The organism is Asanoa sp. NPDC049475 (assembly GCF_040676915.1).
Lineage (GTDB): Bacteria > Actinomycetota > Actinomycetes > Mycobacteriales > Micromonosporaceae > Asanoa.
In genome coordinates, this window is the sequence record NZ_JBFAPY010000005.1 from 801,865 (window position 1) to 820,094 (window position 18,230).

Below are 18,230 nucleotides of genomic sequence, written 5' to 3' on the forward strand. Positions count from 1 at the left end.
TCTCAGCCGAATCGGCGTTGGAACTTGGCCTCGGGGTCCCACTCGTTGAGCCCGGCCGCGCCGAAGGCGGGTGCGAGCACGTAGTGGTCGTGCGTCTCCGTCAGCCGCGCGCGGAGCAGGCCGTGGAGGCGGGCGGCCTCGTCCGCGTGGGCCGGGTCGTCGACGAGGTTGGCCTGCTCGTAGGGGTCGTTCTCCAGGTCGAAGAGCTGCCACGGGCGGCCGCCGTGCGCGTCGCCCAGGACCGTGTACTTGTAACGGCGGGTGCGGATGCCCCGCCATGTCTCGTCGTGGAACGGCAGCCCCGGGCGCATCTCGGCGACGAACTCGAGCAGCACGCCCTCCCGGTCGATCCCGTCCGCCTCGCCCCGCACCAGCGGGCTCAGGTCGAGGCCGGGCTTCGGGTCGCGCGGCGTGACGCCGGCCAGGCCCAGCAAGGTGGGGAAGAGGTCCTCGGTGCAGACCGGGTCGGGGACGACCGACGCCGGCGTGCCGGCACCGGAGACGATCAGCGGGATGCCGAGCGACTCCTCCCACGGCCGTTGCTTGGCCAGCAGCCCGTGCGAGCCGAGCAGCTCGCCGTGGTCCGCGGTCAGCGCGATGACCGTGTTGTCGAGCTGTCCGTTGGCCCGCAACGCCTCGACCAGCCGGCCGACGTTGTCGTCCAGGTTCTCGATCATCGCGTAGTAGACCCGCAGGTCGTCGATCAGGTCGCGGCCGTGCGGTCCGCGTTTGTTGTAGTCCTTGCCCAGCTCCACGTTGTCCCGCAGCACGATCTCGCGGTCCTTCCAGCGCTCCAGATAGGACTCCGGAGCGGTGAAGATGGGGTGCGGTGGCTCGACCGACAGCACGGTCGCGAACGGACGCTCGCCGACCTGGCTCAGGTGCTCGATCGCGAGGTCGAACAGCCCGTCGGTCTGGAACCCGTCGATCCGGTGCGGGGTCGGGTCGTCCTCGTTCCAGTAGAACGTGTCCCACGGGTCGTTGCAGATGTCGAACCCGCCGAAGCGCTCGAACCGGCCCTGGAACGGCCGTGGCACCGGGGTGCGGGACGCCTTGACCACGTTGTGGCCGGGGTAGTGGCCGAAGTTGCCGTAGAGGTGCCACTTGCCGAACAGCGCGGTCGTGTAGCCGGCTTCGTTGAGCTCGTCGGCCAGGGTCCGCTCGGCCGGCGACATCCGCCACTCGATCGACGGGATGAACCGGGTGTGCGCGTACTCCCCGGTCATGAGCGTGAAGCGGTAGGGGACGCAGACGGGGTACGTCGAGGAGGCAGCGTCGAACCGGGTGCCGGCCGCGGCGAGCGCGTCGATGTGCGGCGTGCTCACGTTGGGGTCGCCGTAGCAACCCAGCGCCTGCCGGCGGAGCTGGTCCGAGATGATCAGGATGACGTTGGGCCGGCTCACTTGATGCCTCCAGAGGTCAGGCCGCTGACGAACTTGCGCTGCAGGGCCAGGAACAGCAGCACGACCGGGGCCATCATGAAGATCGCCGCCGCGCTGGTCAGGCCCCAGTCGGTCGAGTTCTGGTCCTGGAAGGCCAGGAAGCTCGTCGAGACCGGGCGCAGCTCGGGGGTGTGGATGAAGGTGATCGCCCAGAAGAACTCGTTCCACGACCAGAGCGCGACGATCAGCGCCACCGTGAGGAAGCCCGGCCACGCCAGCGGCAGCACGACCCGCCACGCGATCTGCATGCTCGACGCGCCGTCCAGCCGGGCGGCCTCGGTGAAGTCCTTCGGGATCTTCAGCAGGAACGAGCGCAGGAGCAGCGTCGCGAACGGCGCGTCGGTCGCCCAGTAGATGATGATCAGGCCGAGTAGGTTGTCGGTCAGGTGCAACTGGGTCCAGAGGAAGAACAACGGCACCAGGAACAGCTGCACGGGCAGCGCGCTGCCGAGGAAGAGGTAGCCGATGACCGCGCCGCCGCCGGGCACGTTGAGCTGGCTGAGCGCGAAGGCCGCGAGGCCGGCCACGATGCACGTGCCCAGCACCGAGCCCGCGCAGATGATCAGGCTGTTGCGCATGGTCGTCGCGAAGTCGCCCTGGGTCCACGCGGTGACGAAGTTGTCGAGCGTGAACGACGTCGGCGGTGCGAGGGGGTTGCTGCCGATCTCCGCGTTGTTCTTGAACGCGTTGAACAGCACGGCGACCAGCGGTCCGACCGCGAACAGCGCCAGCACGACCAGGATCAGGTAGTAGGTGCTGCCGCGCAGCCGGAACCTCCGCGGCCGTCGACCGGGCGGCGCGACCCCCGCCGGAGCCGGCCTCTCGAGCGTGCTGGCGGTCATGCGTCCTCCCAACCCTTGCGGCGCATCCACTGGTAGACCGCGAGGATCACGGCGGTCACCAGGGTCATCGACAGGCCGAGTGCGGCCGCGTAGCCGGCCTCGTACTCGTTGAAGGCCTGCTTGTACATCAGCGTGGAGACCACTTCGCTGGACCCGGCGGGGCCGCCCTGGGTCATGATGAAGATGTAGTCGAACGCCTTGAGCGACCAGATCACCGTCATCAACACGATGAACACCATCGTGGGCCGGATGCCGGGCAGCGTGATGTGGCGATACTGCTGCCAGTTGCTCGCACCGTCCACTTTGGCCGCGTCGTAGAGCGCCGGGTCGACGCCCTGCATCGCCGACAGGAAGATGACGGCGAGGAAGCCCCACCAGTGCCAGTCGACGACGAAGTTGACGCTGTAGAGCGACGTCCGGGTGTCACCGAGCCACGACTGGTCGGTGCCGAGCAGGTGACCGATGCCGCTGGTCGGCGACAGCAGCATCTTCCACACCGCCGCGTTGACGACACTGGCCACGACGTACGGGATGAAGTAGAGCGCCCGGAACAGCATCTGGAACCGCTTGACCTGGCTGAGCAGGTAGGCGCCGAGCAGGCCCATCGCCATCGGCACCGACAGGAACAGCACGAACCAGATCAGGTTGTGCAGCAGGGCCTCGTGCACCTTGGCGTCGCCGAACGCCTCGACATAGTTGTCGAGACCGATGAAGGTCGCGGGTCCGAGGCCGGACCAGTCGGTGAACGAGTAGTACACGGTGGCCACCGACGGCCCGGCCACGACGACCAGGTTGAGCAGGAGCAGCGGCGCGAGGAACGCCCAGCCGACCACCGCCGCGCGCCGCCGTGCGCGGCGCTTGCCCGGCGCAGCCTTGATGGGCGCGGCGGTGGCGGTCACTTGCCGGACCCCTTGGCGGGCAGCTGTGGCAGGTTCCCGTCCGCCTTCTCCTCGGTGAACATCTTGTCGAGCTGCTCGCAGTACGCCGCCGGCGTGAGCTTGCCGGTCAGCACCTGCTCGAGGCCCTCGTAGACGAACACGTCGGTCTTCGGCGGCCACCACGTCCAGGTGACGAAGCCGTATTCACCGGACGCCACCGCCTTGTTGACCTCGGTCAGCACCCGGCCCGACCGCGGGTCGATGGTGCCCGGCACGTCACCGTCGGAAAAGTCGATCGGGATGTTGTACGTCGACGGGACGTCGGCCATCCGCTTGAGCGCGGCGGTCTTGTCGCCGTAGTACCAGTTCAGGTATTCGGCTGCGGCGTCCTTGTTCTTGCTGGCCTCGTTGACCGCGAACGAGCCGCCGATGCCCAGCGGCAGCGTGCCGGGCTTGACCTCGGCGCGCAGCGGAGGAGTGGGCATCCAGTCCCAGTCGTTCTCGTTCTTGGCCTTGGCGCCGAAGTACTGGCCGACCTGGCTCATGAACCAGTTGCCCTGCGGCACCATGGCCACCTTGCCCTTGCCGAAGTTGGCCCCGATCTCCTGCGACGGCACCGCGAAGTACTTGTCGACGCTGCCGCCGATCCAGCCCTTGTCGAAGTAGCCCTTGATCAGGTTGACCGCGTCGACGAACACCGGGTCGGTGAACTTGATCTCGCCGCTGAGCGCCTGTCGCAGCGCGTCCGGGCCGGAGTAGTGGTTCCAGAAGACCGTCATCAGCCACTCGCCGGCGGCCTTCCAGTCGACGTTCGACGAGCCGAACGGGACGATGCCCTGGCCCGCGGCCTCGGTCGCGAGCGCCTCCAGCGACGCCCGGTCGGTCGGCTGGCTCCAGCCCTTCTGCGCGAACAACGTCTTGTTGAAGTAGAGCAGCATCGTGTCGACGCGCATCGGCAGCGCGTAGAGCTTGCCGTCGGTGGTGAACGCGTCGATGGCCCAGCTCGACAGCTTGTCCTTCCAGCCGAACTTCTCCACGTACGGGTTCAGGTCCGCCAACAGGTGGGCCTTGCTCCACGCGATGGTCTGCGTGGCGCTCGGGCCACGCACGATGTCCGGGCCGGACCGGGACTGGAGCGCGGTCTGCACCAGCCGGCGCAGGTCCTCGCCCTTGTAGAAGGTGGTGTTGAGGTCGATCTCGGGTTTGGCCTTCTCGAAGGCGGCCGCGACGCTCTCGTTGAAGTACTTCTGGTTGGCGTCGCCCTGGATGTCGAGCCAGAGGTCGACCTTGCCGGTTCCGGTGCCGGCCGAGCCGCCGCTGTCACCACAGGCGGCGAGGAGGAGGCTCGGGCTGGACAGGCCAAGGGCGGTCAGGCCCGCGCCGGCGAGGAACCGACGGCGGGACAGCGGTGCGGTCATGCTGAGTCCTCCGAGGGGATGGGGGTGATCTGGACGGCCTGCGTCGCGGTGCGCCCCTGCTCGACCAGCAGGGCCACGCCGCCGCAGGACAGGGCGGTGTCGTCGAGGTCGAACAGCTCCACGCCGTCGACCGAGGCGGTGATGCGGGAGCCGGCGACCCGCAGCGCGAGCTGGTGGGTCACGCCGAACTCCCAGGGGTACGCGCGGGTGGCCAGCACCTTCGGCACCGGCCCGTCGACGTGGCGGACGAGCTCGACCCGGTCGCGGCCGGCCAGCCGCAGCGCGTAGTACCGGCGCAGCCCCTGCACCCGGGCGGCCAGGCCGGCGGACTCGGCCAGGTGTGGGGTGACGTCGGCGGTGACCGTGTAGTCCCGCCACTCCCGGGCACCCTGGATCAGCAGCCCGGTGCCGCGGTTCTGCACGATCCGGAACGGTTCGGGCCAGTGCGGGTCCCAACGGTCGACGGCCTTGACCCACGCCCGCCGCCACATCGCGCCGGGGTCACCGCCGTGGCCGACATGCGCGTTGGCCGGCCGCGTGAGGGTGACCGTCGGCGCGCCGTCCCAGGTGAGCGAGCTCAGCTCGGTCGGGCCGGTGGTGCGCAGACCGACGTAGACGACCGGCTGGCCGCCGAGGTCCGGCACGGTCCACGAGGTGGTGCCGGCCGGACCGTCGACCCACGAGAGTGTGTCACCGTCGTCGGCGTAGTGCGCCAGCGTCAGACGGAACCCGCCGCCCGACACCTTGGCGTGCAGGGTCTGTCCGCTGTAGAGGGTGGGGCTGGCGATCAGGCCGTAGATGGGCATGTCGCGCGCCTCGGGCGGGATGAACGTCGGTGTGGCCACCGTCGCCGCGCCGTCGATCGCCAGCCGGCCGCCGGGGTTGTGCACGCGAGCGTCGCCCTCGTGCACCGTGAAGCCCTGCACGCTGCCCGGCAGCGCGAAGTGGAAGCGCTCGGCGTGCTCCCGTGGCGGCAGCCCCGCCCAGGCCCGGCCGTGGTCGGCCAGGACGATCGCCTCGCGCGCGGCGTCGGTGACCGTGGAGCCGCCGTCGGTGCTGGGCAGGTACATCCGGTCGGCGATCGGCCCGCGCCAGTCCGGGCCGTCGGCGATGCCGGCCAGCCCGCCGAACACGCCGCAGATCGCACCGACGTCGCCGGCGTTGGAGTCGGTGTCCCAGCCCGACGTGTTGACGACGGTCATCGCGGGCAGGAACGCGCCGCGGCTGCGGGCCACCGCGTGCACGACGGTGGCGTGGTTGGGCACCACGTGGCAGTTGCCGCCGTAGCGGTGGTAGCCGTAGCGGTCGTCGATCCTGGCCCGGGTGGTGGTCCAGTCGGCGTCGGCGGCGGTCCACTCGCGCACGTCGTCGACCACCCGGCGGATCAGGCTGTCCCGTGGGATCAGCCCGGCCGCGACGTCCAGCAGCCTGTCCATGTCGGTCTCGGTGAACGCGCCCGCGACCAGCGCCGCGACGACCCGGGCGGCGTGCACCGACTCGCCGTCGTGGCTGACCCGGGCCGCTCGCTCGACCAGGTCCGCGGCCGCCTCCGGGTCGCCGGGACGGGTCATCGCGAAGCCCTCGACGAAGATCTGCGCGCCGACCTGCTCGGCGACGACCACGCCGTTGCGGGCGATCGAGCCGCTGTCCGGTGCCGGCACGCCGTCCTTGAGATGGAGGTACGCGGTGTGCTCGGTGGAGTTGCCGACGCCGCCCCACCAGAGCACCGAGGTGCCTTCCAGGATCTCGTTGAGCCAGGTGTCGCCGACCTGGGCCGAGGTGGGCTCCGGCCCGTGGTCGCGCAGCGCCCGCGGGAAGACGAACGTGCCGCTGATGTCGTCGTCGGTGACCACCAGCAGGTGGTTCTTCAACGGCAGGTAGACCCGGTCGTTGACGTAGCCCGTGATCTCACCGAGGTCGCGGCTGATCCGCTCGTAGGTCCACCCCTCGAACGGGCGGCCTAGGTAGACGGCGATCACTTTGCCGAGCACGCCGGCGTAGACCCGCTCGTCGTAGTCGTCGGGCAGCATCAGAAGGGAACCCCCGCTCGCAGAATGACGTTGGCGTACGGCGTCGCGTCACCGGTTCGCACCACCGCGCGGGCGTCCCGGCAGCGTCGCTTGAGCTCGGTGTGGGCGACCGCCTCGACGGGCACGCCCAGGCGGCGGACGCCGTCGAGGACCGGCCCGTCGGTGAGCTCGGTGGCCACCGTGGCCGACTCGACCAGCAGGTCGCCGGCGATCGCGGCGAGCACACCCAGGAACGGCGGCACGCCCCGGGTCACCGCGAGCTGGACGACCTCGACGCCGGACGGCACCGGCAGGCCGGCGTCGGCGACGACGATGGTCTCCGTGTGGCCCAGCTCGGCGACCAGAGCCGCCAGGCGCGGATGCCACAGTCCCGTGTCACGCATGCGTGCTCGCTTTCTCGGCGGCCAGGAAAAGGTCGAGCTCGGCGGCCGTGGGCATCGCCGACTGCGCGCCCATCCGGGTGGTGGCGAGCGCGCCGGCGGCGCAGCCCCGGCGGACCGCGTCGTGGAGATCAGCGCCGGCGGCCAGGGCGGCGGCCAGTGCGCCGCAGAAGGTGTCACCGGCGCCGGTGGTGTCGATGGCGTCGACCCGGAAAGGCGGGTGGTCGCGGGTCCCGGCGGAGTCGGAGCTGACCGCCCCACGGGCGCCGAGGGTCACCACGCAGGCGGCTGGACCCCGCTGCCGCAGGGCGACGGCGTCGCCGCCCAGCCGCTCCGCCTCGCCCTCGTTGACGACCAGCACGTCGACCGTGCCGAGGAGCTCAGCCAGCCCGGCCGGCGGCAGGGGCGCGGCGTTGAGCAGCACCAGGGCACCGGCCCGGCGAGCGTGGCGGGCGGCGGCCAGGCAGGTGTCCAGCGGGATCTCCAGCTGAAGCGCGACGACGTCGCCGGGCGTGAGCAGGTCGGGCAGGGCGTCCAGCGCCGCGCTGTCGAGGCCTGCGTTGGCGCCGGGCGCGACGACGATGGTGTTCTCACCCGCGTCGTCGACCACGATCAGCGCGACACCGGTGGCGGTGTCGTTCCGGGTGACCACATGGTCCAGCGGGAGCCCCGCGCGGCCCAGCGCGCCGCGCAGGTCGGCGCCGAACCGGTCGGCGCCCACGGCCGCGACCAGCACCGTGTCGGCACCGAGCCGGTGTGCGGCGACGGCCTGGTTGGCGCCTTTGCCGCCAGGGCTGGCCACCACGTCGGAGCCGAGCACGGTCTCGCCCGGCTCGGGCAGGTGTGGCACGCCGATGCCGAGGTCCAGGTTGGCGCTGCCTACGACGACCACCTTGCTCATGCCGGCACCTCGTCGCTGACCGGGTCGCCGCCGGGTGGGTCCGGGCAGCCGCAGGAGCCGCGTTTGACCAGGACGACCGGCAACACGTCGGTCGGGCCCGCGGGCTGGGTGAGCAGGTGGGCGACGGCGGCACGGCCGAGGTCGGCGAACGGCTGCGCCATCGTGGTGAGGGCGGGCGTCGTGTACGCGGCGCCTGGTATGCCGTCGAAGGACGCGACGGCCACGTCGTCGGGGGAGCGCAGGCCGGCCTCGGCGATCGCGCGCAGGACGCCGACCGCCTGCTCGTCGCTGGCGACGAAGATGGCGTCGGGCCGCTCCGGCCCGGCCAGCAGCTCGCGCGCGGCGATGTAGCCACCGCGCCGGCCGAAGGCGGTGTGCGTGACGGGCATCGAGACGCCTTCCTCGGCGAGCGCGTCCCGCCAGCCCTCGACCCGGTCGGTCGCCGGCCGTACGTCCCGAGGCCCGCCGACGCAGGCGATCCGGCGCCGGCCGTGCTCGAGCAGGTGGCGCGTGGCCGCGTAGGCACCGCCCCGGTTGTCGACCAGGACGCCAGGCGCGGCGGCGCCGGGAACCTGGCGGTCGAGGCAGATCCAGGGCGTCCGCGACCGCTCCAGGTCGCCGAGGAAGCCGGCCGCGCCGTGGGCGGGCACGATGAACAACCCGTCGACCTGACGGGCGAGGAACGTCCGGACGTACGCCGTCTGCCGCTCGTCGCTTTCCGCGGCGTTGCCGATCAGCAGCGTGTAGCCCCGCGCGAACGACTCTTCCTCGATCGACCTGGCCAGCTCGGCGAAGAACGGGTTGGCGTTGTCGGGGATGACGAGACCGAGCGTCATGGTGCGGCTCATCCGGAGCGAACGGGCGATGCCGTTGGGCCGGTAGCCCAGCTGTTCGATCGCCGCGAGCACTTTGGCCCGGGTCTGCGCGGACACCGGTCGGGGACCTCCGTTGAGCACGTAGCTCACCACCGCCGGCGAGGTCCCGGCCAGCCGGGCCACGTCCGTGCGCCGCACCGTCACTCAGGCACCTCCGGTCAACACGAGTTGCGGATCATGTGTTGGAGATCATTGGCCTCGTGCGCAGGATCACGCAACACGAGTTGCGTGTGTGTTACAGGAAAGTGACAAGTGATCATCCGACTCCGGAGCGTGCCCGGAACGACGGCAGAAGCCCGTTCCCCGATGCCACTGTGGTCGACGCGGTTCGGCTGATCGCTCGACCGCTGCGCGCGTAGGGTCGGTCGAAAGGGAAGACCACGCGGGAGACGGCTTTTGACCGACCAGCTGCGCGGTGACGTCGTGCTGCGCGTCAACGGCGAAGACCGGGTCGTGAACCTGGACAACCGGTCCACCCTGCTCGACGCCCTCCGCGAGCACCTGCGCCTCACCGGCACCAAGAAGGGCTGCGACCACGGCCAGTGCGGCGCCTGCACGGTGCTGGTCGACGGCGAGCGGGCCAACAGTTGCCTGCTCCTCGCGGTCGCGGCCGAGGGCCGCGAGGTGACCACCGTCGAGGGCCTCGCCGACGGCGACGAGCTGCACCCGTTGCAGCGGGCGTTCATCGCGCACGACGGCTTCCAGTGCGGCTACTGCACCCCCGGGCAGCTGTGCTCCGCGGTCGGCATGCTCGCCGAGGTCGCGGACGGCGTGCCGAGCTGGGTCACCGCCGACCTGACGACCACCCCGGACCTGGACGACGACGAGATCCGCGAGCGGATGAGCGGCAACCTGTGCCGGTGCGGCGCGTACGCGGGCATCCTCGCCGCCATCCGGGAGGTGGCCGACGGATGAGGGCGTTCCGGTACGCGCGGGCGACCGACCCCGGGGGAGCGGCCGCCCTGGTCGCGGGTGAGCCGGACGCGGTCTACCTGGGCGGCGGCACCAACCTGGTCGACCTGATGAAGCTCGGCGTGCTCCGCCCCGGCCTGGTCGTCGACGTCAGCCGGCTGCCGTACGACCGGATCGAGCACCTTCCCGACGGCGGGGTGCTGATCGGCGGCGCGGCCCGCGGCGGCCGCATCATGCGGGACGAGGCGCTGCGCCGTCGCTATCCGGCGGTGACCCGGGCATTGCTGTCCGGTGCCTCCGCGCAGATCCGCACCCAGGCCACGGTGGCCGGCAACCTGTTGCAGCGCACCCGCTGCCCGTACTTCCAGAACACCGCCACGCCCTGCAACAAGCGCGATCCGGGCAGCGGCTGCTCGGCGATCCCGGGCGCGCACCGCGACCTCGGCGTGATCGGCACCTCGGAGCACTGCGTGGCCACCCACCCGTCGGACCTCGCGGTCGCGCTGGCCGCGTACGACGCGGTGGTGGAGGTGCGCCGACCTGACGGCGCCGAGGTGCTGGTGCCGATCGCGGACCTGCACCGGCTGCCAGGCGACACCCCGTGGATCGAGACCGTGCTCGAACCCGGCGACCTGGTGACCGGCGTCCAGCTCCCGCCACCGCCGTCCGGCGCGGTCGCGACCTACCGCAAGGTGCGCGACCGCTGGTCGTTCGCGTTCGCGACGGTCTCCGTGGCCGCTGTCTGGAGCGCCGACGAGGTCGCGTTGGCGCTCGGCGGCGTCGCACCGAAACCGTGGCGGCTGACGGCCACCGAGCGGATGCTGGCCGGCACCGACCCGACCGACGACGAGGTGCGTGCGGCCTCCCGCGCGGCCTTCACCGACGCCCGGCCCCTCCCGGACAACGCGTTCAAGATCGAGCTCGCCGCGGACCTGGTCGCGGCGGTGCTGCGCGACCTGCGCTCGACGGGAGCCGGCCGATGACCGCCGGCAGCGGCCTGTCCCGGCTGGAGGGCCGCGACAAGGTCACCGGCGCGGCCCGGTACGCGTACGAGTATCCGGTCGAGGATGTTCTGTATGTCTGCCCGGTCGGCGCGACCGTGGCCAGCGGCACCGTCACCGAGGTCGACGGCACGGCGGCGCTCGCGGACCCGGAGGTGGTCGCGGTCGTCGACCACACCAACGCGCCCCGGCTGCTGCCGGCCGTCACCGCCGACGAGCTCGTGTTCCAGTCGCCGTCGGTCGCGTACCGGGGCCAGCCCGTCGCCGCCGTGGTCGCCACGACGCTCGAGGCGGCGCAGGAGGGCGCGGCGCAGGTGCTGGTGCGCTACGTCGAGCACCCGCACCGGGTCGCGCTCGACCCCGACGACCCCGATCTGGAACAGCCGGAGACGACGAACGCGGGCTTCCCGGGTACGTCGGTCAAGGGCGACGTCGACGCCGCGCTCGCCGACGCGGACGTGGTGGTCGACCACGTCTACACGACGCCGCCGCAGCACAACAACCCGATGGAGACGGTCGCGATCATCGCGCGCTGGGACGGCGACCGGTTGCTGCTCCACGACTCCAACCAGGGGCCGTGGGCGGCGGCGACCGGCTTCGGGATGCTGTGGGGCATCCCGCCCGAGCAGGTGTCGGTGGTGACCGAGCATGTCGGCGGCGGCTTCGGCAGCAAGGTCTGGCCGACGGCGGGCGCGGTCGTGGCCAGCGTCGCGGCCCGGGTCACGGGCCGGCCCTGCAAGCTGATGCTGACCCGGCAGCAGATGTTCACGATGGCGCCGGCCCGCACGGCGACCCGCAGCCACCTCCGCCTCGGCGCGCGCCGCGACGGCACGATGACCGCGATCGACCACGACACGCTGCAGTACAGCTCGGTGATCCACGAGTTCGTCGAGCAGACCGGATCGGCCACCCGCACGATGTACGCGAGCGACAACCTGCGGATCCGGCACCGCCTGGCCAGGCTGAACCTGCCGACGCCGCGGGTGATGCGGGCGCCGGGCAAGACGCCGGGCATGTTCGCGGTCGAGTCGGCGATGGACGAGCTGGCGTACGCGCTCGGTCTCGATCCACTGGAGCTGCGACTGCGCAACGAGCCGTCGACCGACCCGGCGAGCGGCCTGCCGTTCGACGGTCGCCACCTGGTCGACTGCCTTCAGGTCGGGGCCGACAAGTTCGGCTGGACGGCGCGCGACCCGACACCGGCCGCGCGACGGCGGGGCCGCTGGCTGTTCGGCACGGGGCTGGCGTCCGCGATGTACCCGGTCTACCAGCAGGGCGGCAAGGCCACGGCGCGGGCGGAGCCGGACGGCACGTTCCACGTCTCGGTCGCGGCGGTCGACATCGGCACGGGCGCGCGGACCGCGCTCTGGCAGGAGGCCGCATCGGTGCTGGGCGTGCGCTCCGTGGTCATCCACATCGGACGCTCAGCCTACGGCCGGTCGTCGTTGGCCGGCGGCTCGGCGGGCACGGCGTCGTGGGGCGGAGCGGTCCGCAAGGCGTGCGCCGAGCTGCGCCGCCTCCTGGCCGAGCACGGTGGCGCGGTGCCGCGGGACGGTCTGGAGGTGACCGCGGACACGGCCGCGGACCAGTTGCCGCCGGACAAGGCCAGGCACTCGTACGGCGCGCATTTCTGCGCGGTCCGGGTGGACGCCGACACGGGCCAGGTGCGGGTGGACCGGCTGCTCGGGGTGTTCGCGCACGGCCACGCACTCAACGCCCGCACGGCCCACTCGCAGCTGCTCGGCGGCATGGTGATGGGGGTGTCGATGGCCCTGCACGAGCAGACCGTGATCGACCCGCGGCTGGGCCTGTTCGTGAACCACGACCTGGCGCAGTACCACATCGCCACGCACGCGGACATCCGCGGCCTGGAAGCGCACTCGCTGGAACGCGCCGACGACGACGTGACACTGGTGGGCGGCAAGGGAATCGGCGAGCTCGGCATCGTCGGTTCAGCGGCGGCGGTGGCGAACGCGGTCTTCCACGCGACCGGCGTGCGGGTCCGCGACCTCCCGATCACCCTGGAGCGGGTCCGCGCGGCGTAGCCGACGTCTCGGGTCGCTCTTCCGGACGAACAAACGCGGTCGAGAGGACCGCGGCGACCACGCCGAAGGCGCCGGCCATCGCGACGAACGTCCGCTGCCCCTGCTCCTGCAAGCGCAGATACTCGTCCTCGCTGATCTCGATCACGTGGCCGTCGTTGTTGAGGATGTAGGCTCCGTCAAGCTGCTTGGGCACCCCGCTTGCCGCGCCAGCGAGAGATTGACTCGCGACCAGCCAGAACCCGACGAACAACAGGATGCTCGCGAGGAGCGCCCAGATGGGCAGCCGCTCGCTCAACAGACGCAACAACGCGCGGTGGGCACGTCGCCGGCTGCCGGTCTCCCGGAGCGCGAGGCGGACGGACGCGAAGACGACGACCGCGAAGCTTGGCATCACCAACAGGAACGCCGGCGCTCCGACGACGGACGGGAGCGGAGGCATGCCCGGAATCGTCGACACTGCCAGCACCCCCGCGCACCAGACGATCCCGGCCACCGCCGTCCGGCGAATCCATGTCACGACGGAAAGCTATCTCAACTGGGAAACGGGTTCGCGCGGCTGCTGCGCCCGCGCCGGCCGCCGATGGTCGCGATCGCCGTCACCCGCTAGCCGAAAGGGCCGCCCGGGTGGCACCCAGGCGGCCCCATCAAGGCAACAGGGTCAGGCCGACGGGATGCCGTTGCCCGTCGGGGTGGCGGGGGCCTCCCCGTACTCCTGGACCGGGCCGGCGCCGTCGTCCGTCTGCAGGACCGGGCCGAACGCCGCCTGCTTGCCGCCGGTGACGCGACCCATCTGCATGCCGCCGATGCCCGAGTGGTCGGACGCCGAGTAACGGTAGGGGCCGACGGCCGCGTTCTTGAAGCCGCCCGACTCGACCGCCGAGATCAGGCCCTCGCGGGTCAGGTCCTTGCCGGCCTTCAGCAGTGCCTGCACGGTGAGGTAGCCGACGGTCATGCCGAACATGATGTTGTTGTCGAAGGGTGCGTCTCCGTTGTACTCCTTGTTGACCTTCTGGTAGAGCTGCACCCACGGGTTGCCGGCGTCCGTCGAGACCGGCAGGTAGCCCGGCGCGACCAGGCCCTCGAGCAGCACCTTGCCCTCACCGAGCAGGCCGGAGAGGGTCGTGTAGTCGGCGCCCACGCTGGAGGGGACCCACTGGGGCTTGAAGCCCCCGAGCTTGGCCGCCGTGCCGAGCGACAGCGCGGTGAACGCCGGGATGGTCGCTGAGATGACGACCTGGCAGCCGGCCGCCTTGAACGCCTGGATCTGGGGCGTGATGTTCGTGTTGCTGGTGACGTACTTCTGCTTCTCCTTGACGCCGTCGGCGCCGAGGACCTGCTCCACGCCGGCCAGGCTGTCGCGGCCGAAGTCGTCGTCCTGGCCCATGTGGCAGACGACCTGACCCGGGTACGTCTTCTTCACGAAGTCAGCAATGATCTTGCCCTCGACCGTGTAGTCCGGCTGGAAGCCGAACGTCGTCGGGTACTTCTCGGGCTGGTTCCAGCTGCGGCTGCCCGATGCGACGAACAGGTCCGGCACCTTCTGGGTCTTCAGGAAGTCGAGCACGCCGGTGTGGGTCGGGGTTCCGAGTCCATTGACGATCGCGAAGACCTTGTCCTCGAGTACGAGCTTGCGCACCAGGGTCTGGGTGTTCGCCGGGTTGTAGCCGTCGTCCTCGATCAGGTACTTGATCTTCCGGCCGTTGACGCCGCCGTTGGCGTTGACGTACTCGAAGTAGGCCTTGGTGGCCGGCGCGATCTTCGAGTAGCCGGCGGCGGCCGGTCCGGTCAGCGGCATGTGGGTGCCGAGCACGATCTCGGTGTCGGTGACCCCCGGCACGCTCGCGGCGGTTCCGCCGCCGCTGCTGCTGGGAGCCTCGTCGGAACACGCGGAGCTGGCCGCGACCAACGCGAGACATGCGGCGACCACGATGCCGCGACGTGCGATGCGAAGCATGGCTCTCCTGTTCGGATGGTGGACTGGGGACGGGGGATGTCAGAACCGGCGGCGGATCGTGCGGCCCAGGGCCCGGAACGCGTCCTGGATGCCGCCGGGGGCGACCAGCATCACGATGATCAACGTGAGGCCGAAGATCGCCAGCGGGAGATTGCCTTCCAACTTGTTCGCCAGCCCCGGGCTCAGCTCGAACCCGCGGGTGACCTCGGTGGTGAGATAGGGCAGCAGGACGAGCAGCAGCGCACCCCAGGCCGCGCCGAACAGGCTGCCGAGGCCGCCGAGCACGATCGCCAGCAACAGGTTGAGCGACAGCGTCAGGCCGAAGACGCTGGGCGACACGCTCTGCGAGATGACGGCCAGCACGCCGCCGCCCAGGCCCGCGCAGCCCGCGCTCACCACGAACGCGAGCACCTGGGTGCGGGCCACGTGGATGCCGGCGAGCTTGGCCGCGACCTCGTCGTCGCGGACCGCCTTGAACGCGCGCCCGAACCGGCTGTGCACCAGGTTCGCGACGATCAGCAGGGACACCATGGCCGCGCCGACCGCGATCCATGCCTGCCACCGCTCCGGCGGGAAGTACGGGCCGAGGGCGGCGGGTGCGGGCTCCACGTACACCGACAGGCCCTGGTCGGCGTTGAACAGGCCGGCGAAGCGCGTGGTGAACGCGGGCACGACCAGGGCGACCGCGAGCGTCACACCCGCCAGGTACGGGCCGCGGAGCCGGGCGGCGCACACGCCGATCAGCGCGCCGGCCAGCGCCGCGACCAGCACGCCGAGGGCGAGCGAGACCGGCAGCACCCAGGCGCCCAGCACACCCCGGTCGCGCAGCTCGTTCTGGGCCAGGGCCACCGTGTACGCGCCGCAGGCCATCAGCGCCCCGTGCCCCAGCGAGAGCTGCCCGTTGAGGCCGGTGAGCATCGTCAGGCCGGCGGTCACGCACAGGTAGGCGGCGACGGTGGCGAGCTGGTAGTTGCGGAACGGGTCGATGCCGTAGCTGACGAAGTAGACCGCCACCGCGCCGACCGCCACCCAGAGCAGGTGGCGCAGCAGCGTCGAGCCACGGCGGGGACCCGTCTGTCGGGGCGTGATGAGCCGGCTGATCGGCGAGCGCGCCGGCCGCACCTTCGTGGTGGTCATACCGTCCTCGCCCGTACACCCGAGAAGATCCCGCCCGGACGAAGCAGCAGCACCGCGAGCAGCACGGCGAGCACCGCGACGGGCGTCAGGGCCGCACCCAGATAGCCGCTGACGTACGACAGGATCAGGCCGACGATGATGCCGCCGACCACCGCGCCGACGGGGCTGTCGAGGCCGCCGACGATCGCCGCGGCGAACGACGAGGCGAACACGATGTCCATCGCATGTGGATGGAGGCCGAGCTCGGTCGGCAGGATCAGCACGCCGGCCACCGCGCCGACCACGGCCGCGAGCGCCCAGCCCAACGTGAGCATCCGGCCCACGTTGACGCCGAGCAGCCGCGACACCTCGGGCGCGAACGCCGCCGCCCGCATCCGCAGGCCGACCGCGGTGCGGGTGAACAGCAGCGCCAGCAGCACCACGATCGTGGCGACCGTGCCCCAGATGAACAGGTCGTATCGGCTCATCAGCGGCACGCCGCCGACCTCGATCGCTTTCGTGTCGAAGGGCTGGTTCGCGGCGCGGAACTCCCCGCCGAAGACGATGCCGACGACCGCGGTCAGCAGCAGCACCAGGCCGAGCGCGACGATGACGTCGTTGAGCGGGTTGGCGTGCCCGACGAACCGCATCAGGCCGCGCTCCACCACGGCGCCGAGCAGAAGGCCGCCGACCAGCGCGAAGAGGAAGCCGACGAGGTACGAGCCGACGGCGTCGGAGACCATGTACGCGGCGTACGCGGTGACGACCGCCATCGCACCCTGCGCGAAGTTGACCACCCGCGCCGCCCGCCAGATCAGCACCAACGCGAGCGCGAAGGCGGCGTAGACGGCTCCCCGCGACAGCCCGTCGAAGGTGAGGAAGATAAAGCGTTCCAAACCGCGCTTCCTTTCGGGTCAGAAGCCTAGGTAGGCGTGGCGCAGGCCGTCGTCGGCGAGCAGGTGGTCGGCGTCGGCGGACATCACGACGCGGCCGAGCGACATCACGACACCACGGTCCGCTATGGACAGTGCGCCTCGGACGTTCTGCTCGACCAGCAGCACGGTCAGCCCGGTGGTGTCGCGGAGCTGCTTGAGCAGCGCCATGATCTGCGCGGTGACCTTCGGCGCGAGGCCGAGCGACGGCTCGTCGAGCAGCAGGAGGGTCGGCCGGGCGACGAGCGCGCGCCCGAGGGCGAGCATCTGCCGCTCACCGCCGGACAGCTGGTGGCCGAGGTGCGCGCGCCGGCGGGCCAACGGCTCGAACAGCTCGTACACCTCGGCGGTGGCCTTCTTGGCGTCCGCCTTGTCCTGTCGCCACAGCCCGCCGAGCCGCAGGTTCTCGTCGACGGTCAGCTCCGCGACGACGCCGCGTCCCTCGGGCACGTGGGCGATCCCGCGGCGGACGAGCTGCTCGACCTTGACGGCCCGCAGGTCCGCGCCGGAGAAGAGGATCCGCCCGCCGGTCGGCCTGACCAGGCCGGTGATCGTGCGCAGCAGGGTGGTCTTGCCCGCGCCGTTGGCCCCCAGCACGGCGGTGATGGTGCCGGCGGGCACGGTCAGGTCGACGTCGCGCAGCACGGGCACCGCACCGTAGCCGGCGTTGAGCTTGTCGACGACGAGAACGTCGGTCACGACGCCACCTCCGCACCCAGGTAGGCCTCGGCGACCGCGGGGTTGTCGCGCACCTGCGCCGGCGTGCCGGCCGCGACGACGCGACCGAAGTCGAGGACCACGATCTGGTCGCAGACCTTCATCACCAGGTCCATGTGGTGCTCGACGAGCATCACCGAGCAGCCCGAGCGGTTCGGCAGGCCGACGATCAGGGCCGCGAGCTCGTCGACGTCGTCGCCGCCCAGGCCGCCGGCCGGCTCGTCGAGCAGCAGCAGTCTTGGCCGGGCGACCAGCGCGCGGGCGAGGGCGACCCGCTTGCCGACCGCGTACGGGAGGGTGTCCGGCCAGGCCTGGGCGTGGTCGGCGACGCCGAGCTCGTCGAGGAGGGCCAGCGACTCGTCGCGGAGCCGGCGCTCGTCGCGGTCGCTGCGCGGCAGCCCGAACAGCGCGGACACGAGGCCGGCGCGCGAGGTGTGGGTCGCACCGGCCATCACGTTCTCGAGGACGGTGAGGCCGCGGAACAGGCCGACGCCCTGGAGCGTGCGAGCGATGCCCTTGGCGGCGAGCTGATGTGGCCGTGGCCGCAGCGGTCTCTCTTCGAACAGGACGGAGCCGGTGTCGGGCTCGACGAACCCGCAGATCACGTTGAACAAGGTCGTCTTGCCGGCGCCGTTGGGCCCGATGACACCGACGACGGTCCCGGTGGCGGCGGCCATCGACACGTCGTCTAGCGCGACGAGGCCACCGAAGTTGACGCCGACCCCCCGAAGCTCGAGGACGGTGGCGGAGTGTTGCGGCGTCATGTTCACCCCACGAGAAAGATCAA

The 18,230-nt window shown here is 71.4% G+C and carries 17 protein-coding genes; 3 read left to right on the forward strand and 14 right to left on the reverse strand.

The features are described from left to right. Positions 1-2: 2 nt before the first annotated feature. From AB0J88_RS23815 to AB0J88_RS23850, 8 genes are read right to left on the reverse strand one after another with little or no spacing between them, the layout of a single operon-like run. Positions 3-1,403, reverse strand: coding sequence for a sulfatase (locus tag AB0J88_RS23815; RefSeq protein ID WP_364361399.1), 1,401 nt, complete (start codon positions 1,401-1,403; stop codon positions 3-5). After that, a complete protein-coding gene (locus tag AB0J88_RS23820) occupies positions 1,400-2,284 on the reverse strand; it encodes a carbohydrate ABC transporter permease (protein WP_364361401.1) in 885 nt (294 codons plus the stop codon). The genes AB0J88_RS23815 and AB0J88_RS23820 overlap by 4 nt, the downstream gene beginning before the upstream one ends. Next, the gene (locus tag AB0J88_RS23825) at positions 2,281-3,183 is read right to left on the reverse strand and encodes a sugar ABC transporter permease (protein ID WP_364361403.1); all 903 of its coding nucleotides are present in this window, start codon (positions 3,181-3,183) and stop codon (positions 2,281-2,283) included. The genes AB0J88_RS23820 and AB0J88_RS23825 overlap by 4 nt, the downstream gene beginning before the upstream one ends. Beyond that, positions 3,180-4,580, reverse strand: a complete 1,401-nt coding sequence (locus AB0J88_RS23830) for an extracellular solute-binding protein (protein WP_364361405.1) — start codon at positions 4,578-4,580, stop codon at positions 3,180-3,182. Before AB0J88_RS23830 ends, AB0J88_RS23825 begins: the two co-directional genes overlap by 4 nt. Next, positions 4,577-6,610 carry an ADP-ribosylglycohydrolase family protein gene (locus AB0J88_RS23835; protein ID WP_364361407.1) on the reverse strand — a complete coding sequence of 678 codons (2,034 nt, stop codon included), beginning with the start codon at positions 6,608-6,610 and terminating at the stop codon, positions 4,577-4,579. The genes AB0J88_RS23830 and AB0J88_RS23835 overlap by 4 nt, the downstream gene beginning before the upstream one ends. Next, complete coding sequence (gene rbsD, locus AB0J88_RS23840) at positions 6,610-6,993, reverse strand: D-ribose pyranase (RefSeq protein WP_364361409.1); 384 nt, start codon at positions 6,991-6,993, stop codon at positions 6,610-6,612. Before rbsD ends, AB0J88_RS23835 begins: the two co-directional genes overlap by 1 nt. Then, positions 6,986-7,891 carry a ribokinase gene (locus AB0J88_RS23845; protein WP_364361411.1) on the reverse strand — a complete coding sequence of 302 codons (906 nt, stop codon included), beginning with the start codon at positions 7,889-7,891 and terminating at the stop codon, positions 6,986-6,988. The genes rbsD and AB0J88_RS23845 overlap by 8 nt, the downstream gene beginning before the upstream one ends. Further along, positions 7,888-8,910: a LacI family DNA-binding transcriptional regulator gene (locus AB0J88_RS23850; protein ID WP_364361413.1), complete on the reverse strand. Its 1,023-nt coding sequence runs from the start codon at positions 8,908-8,910 to the stop codon at positions 7,888-7,890. The genes AB0J88_RS23845 and AB0J88_RS23850 overlap by 4 nt, the downstream gene beginning before the upstream one ends. Before the next feature lie 252 nt (positions 8,911-9,162). On the opposite strand from AB0J88_RS23850, the gene AB0J88_RS23855 reads away from it, so the two are divergent. The 3 genes from AB0J88_RS23855 to AB0J88_RS23865 are packed head-to-tail and all read left to right on the forward strand — an operon-like array spanning position 9,163 to position 12,724. After that, on the forward strand, positions 9,163-9,681 hold the full coding sequence (locus tag AB0J88_RS23855) for a 2Fe-2S iron-sulfur cluster-binding protein (RefSeq protein WP_364361415.1): 519 nt from the start codon (positions 9,163-9,165) through the stop codon (positions 9,679-9,681). Beyond that, complete coding sequence (locus AB0J88_RS23860; RefSeq protein ID WP_364361417.1) at positions 9,678-10,661, forward strand: xanthine dehydrogenase family protein subunit M; 984 nt, start codon at positions 9,678-9,680, stop codon at positions 10,659-10,661. The genes AB0J88_RS23855 and AB0J88_RS23860 overlap by 4 nt, the downstream gene beginning before the upstream one ends. After that, positions 10,658-12,724 carry a xanthine dehydrogenase family protein molybdopterin-binding subunit gene (locus AB0J88_RS23865; RefSeq protein ID WP_364361419.1) on the forward strand — a complete coding sequence of 689 codons (2,067 nt, stop codon included), beginning with the start codon at positions 10,658-10,660 and terminating at the stop codon, positions 12,722-12,724. The genes AB0J88_RS23860 and AB0J88_RS23865 overlap by 4 nt, the downstream gene beginning before the upstream one ends. On the opposite strand, the gene AB0J88_RS23870 is transcribed toward AB0J88_RS23865, so the two are convergent. The 6 genes from AB0J88_RS23870 to AB0J88_RS23895 form a co-directional block, all read right to left on the reverse strand. After that, on the reverse strand, positions 12,696-13,241 hold the full coding sequence (locus AB0J88_RS23870) for a hypothetical protein (RefSeq protein WP_364361421.1): 546 nt from the start codon (positions 13,239-13,241) through the stop codon (positions 12,696-12,698). The two genes, AB0J88_RS23865 and AB0J88_RS23870, sit on opposite strands and share 29 nt — an antisense overlap. Before the next feature lie 141 nt (positions 13,242-13,382). Further along, complete coding sequence (locus AB0J88_RS23875; protein WP_364361423.1) at positions 13,383-14,678, reverse strand: ABC transporter substrate-binding protein; 1,296 nt, start codon at positions 14,676-14,678, stop codon at positions 13,383-13,385. A gap of 39 nt (positions 14,679-14,717) precedes the next feature. Then, positions 14,718-15,815 (reverse strand): branched-chain amino acid ABC transporter permease, encoded by a 1,098-nt coding sequence (locus tag AB0J88_RS23880; protein WP_364361425.1) that lies wholly within the window; start codon positions 15,813-15,815, stop codon positions 14,718-14,720. Next, entirely contained in the window at positions 15,812-16,690 is an 879-nt protein-coding gene (locus AB0J88_RS23885; protein WP_364361427.1) for a branched-chain amino acid ABC transporter permease, read from the reverse strand. Before AB0J88_RS23885 ends, AB0J88_RS23880 begins: the two co-directional genes overlap by 4 nt. 18 nt (positions 16,691-16,708) lie before the next feature. Beyond that, positions 16,709-17,425 carry an ABC transporter ATP-binding protein gene (locus AB0J88_RS23890; protein ID WP_364361429.1) on the reverse strand — a complete coding sequence of 239 codons (717 nt, stop codon included), beginning with the start codon at positions 17,423-17,425 and terminating at the stop codon, positions 16,709-16,711. Continuing rightward, positions 17,422-18,207, reverse strand: coding sequence for an ABC transporter ATP-binding protein (locus AB0J88_RS23895; RefSeq protein WP_364361431.1), 786 nt, complete (start codon positions 18,205-18,207; stop codon positions 17,422-17,424). The genes AB0J88_RS23890 and AB0J88_RS23895 overlap by 4 nt, the downstream gene beginning before the upstream one ends. Positions 18,208-18,230 lie beyond the last annotated feature (23 nt).

What these genes read in the sequence shown, in the direction of transcription:
- AB0J88_RS23830 (WP_364361405.1), bottom strand. Translation starts at nt 4,580, where the DNA reads ATGACCGCACCGCTGTCCCGCCGTCGGTTCCTCGCCGGCGCGGGCCTG.
- AB0J88_RS23860 (WP_364361417.1), top strand. Translation starts at nt 9,678, where the DNA reads ATGAGGGCGTTCCGGTACGCGCGGGCGACCGACCCCGGGGGAGCGGCC.
- AB0J88_RS23845 (WP_364361411.1), bottom strand. Translation starts at nt 7,891, where the DNA reads ATGAGCAAGGTGGTCGTCGTAGGCAGCGCCAACCTGGACCTCGGCATC.
- AB0J88_RS23895 (WP_364361431.1), bottom strand. Translation starts at nt 18,207, where the DNA reads ATGACGCCGCAACACTCCGCCACCGTCCTCGAGCTTCGGGGGGTCGGC.
- AB0J88_RS23820 (WP_364361401.1), bottom strand. Translation starts at nt 2,284, where the DNA reads ATGACCGCCAGCACGCTCGAGAGGCCGGCTCCGGCGGGGGTCGCGCCG.
- AB0J88_RS23835 (WP_364361407.1), bottom strand. Translation starts at nt 6,610, where the DNA reads ATGCTGCCCGACGACTACGACGAGCGGGTCTACGCCGGCGTGCTCGGC.
- AB0J88_RS23875 (WP_364361423.1), bottom strand. Translation starts at nt 14,678, where the DNA reads ATGCTTCGCATCGCACGTCGCGGCATCGTGGTCGCCGCATGTCTCGCG.
- AB0J88_RS23865 (WP_364361419.1), top strand. Translation starts at nt 10,658, where the DNA reads ATGACCGCCGGCAGCGGCCTGTCCCGGCTGGAGGGCCGCGACAAGGTC.
- AB0J88_RS23880 (WP_364361425.1), bottom strand. Translation starts at nt 15,815, where the DNA reads ATGACCACCACGAAGGTGCGGCCGGCGCGCTCGCCGATCAGCCGGCTC.
- rbsD (WP_364361409.1), bottom strand. Translation starts at nt 6,993, where the DNA reads ATGCGTGACACGGGACTGTGGCATCCGCGCCTGGCGGCTCTGGTCGCC.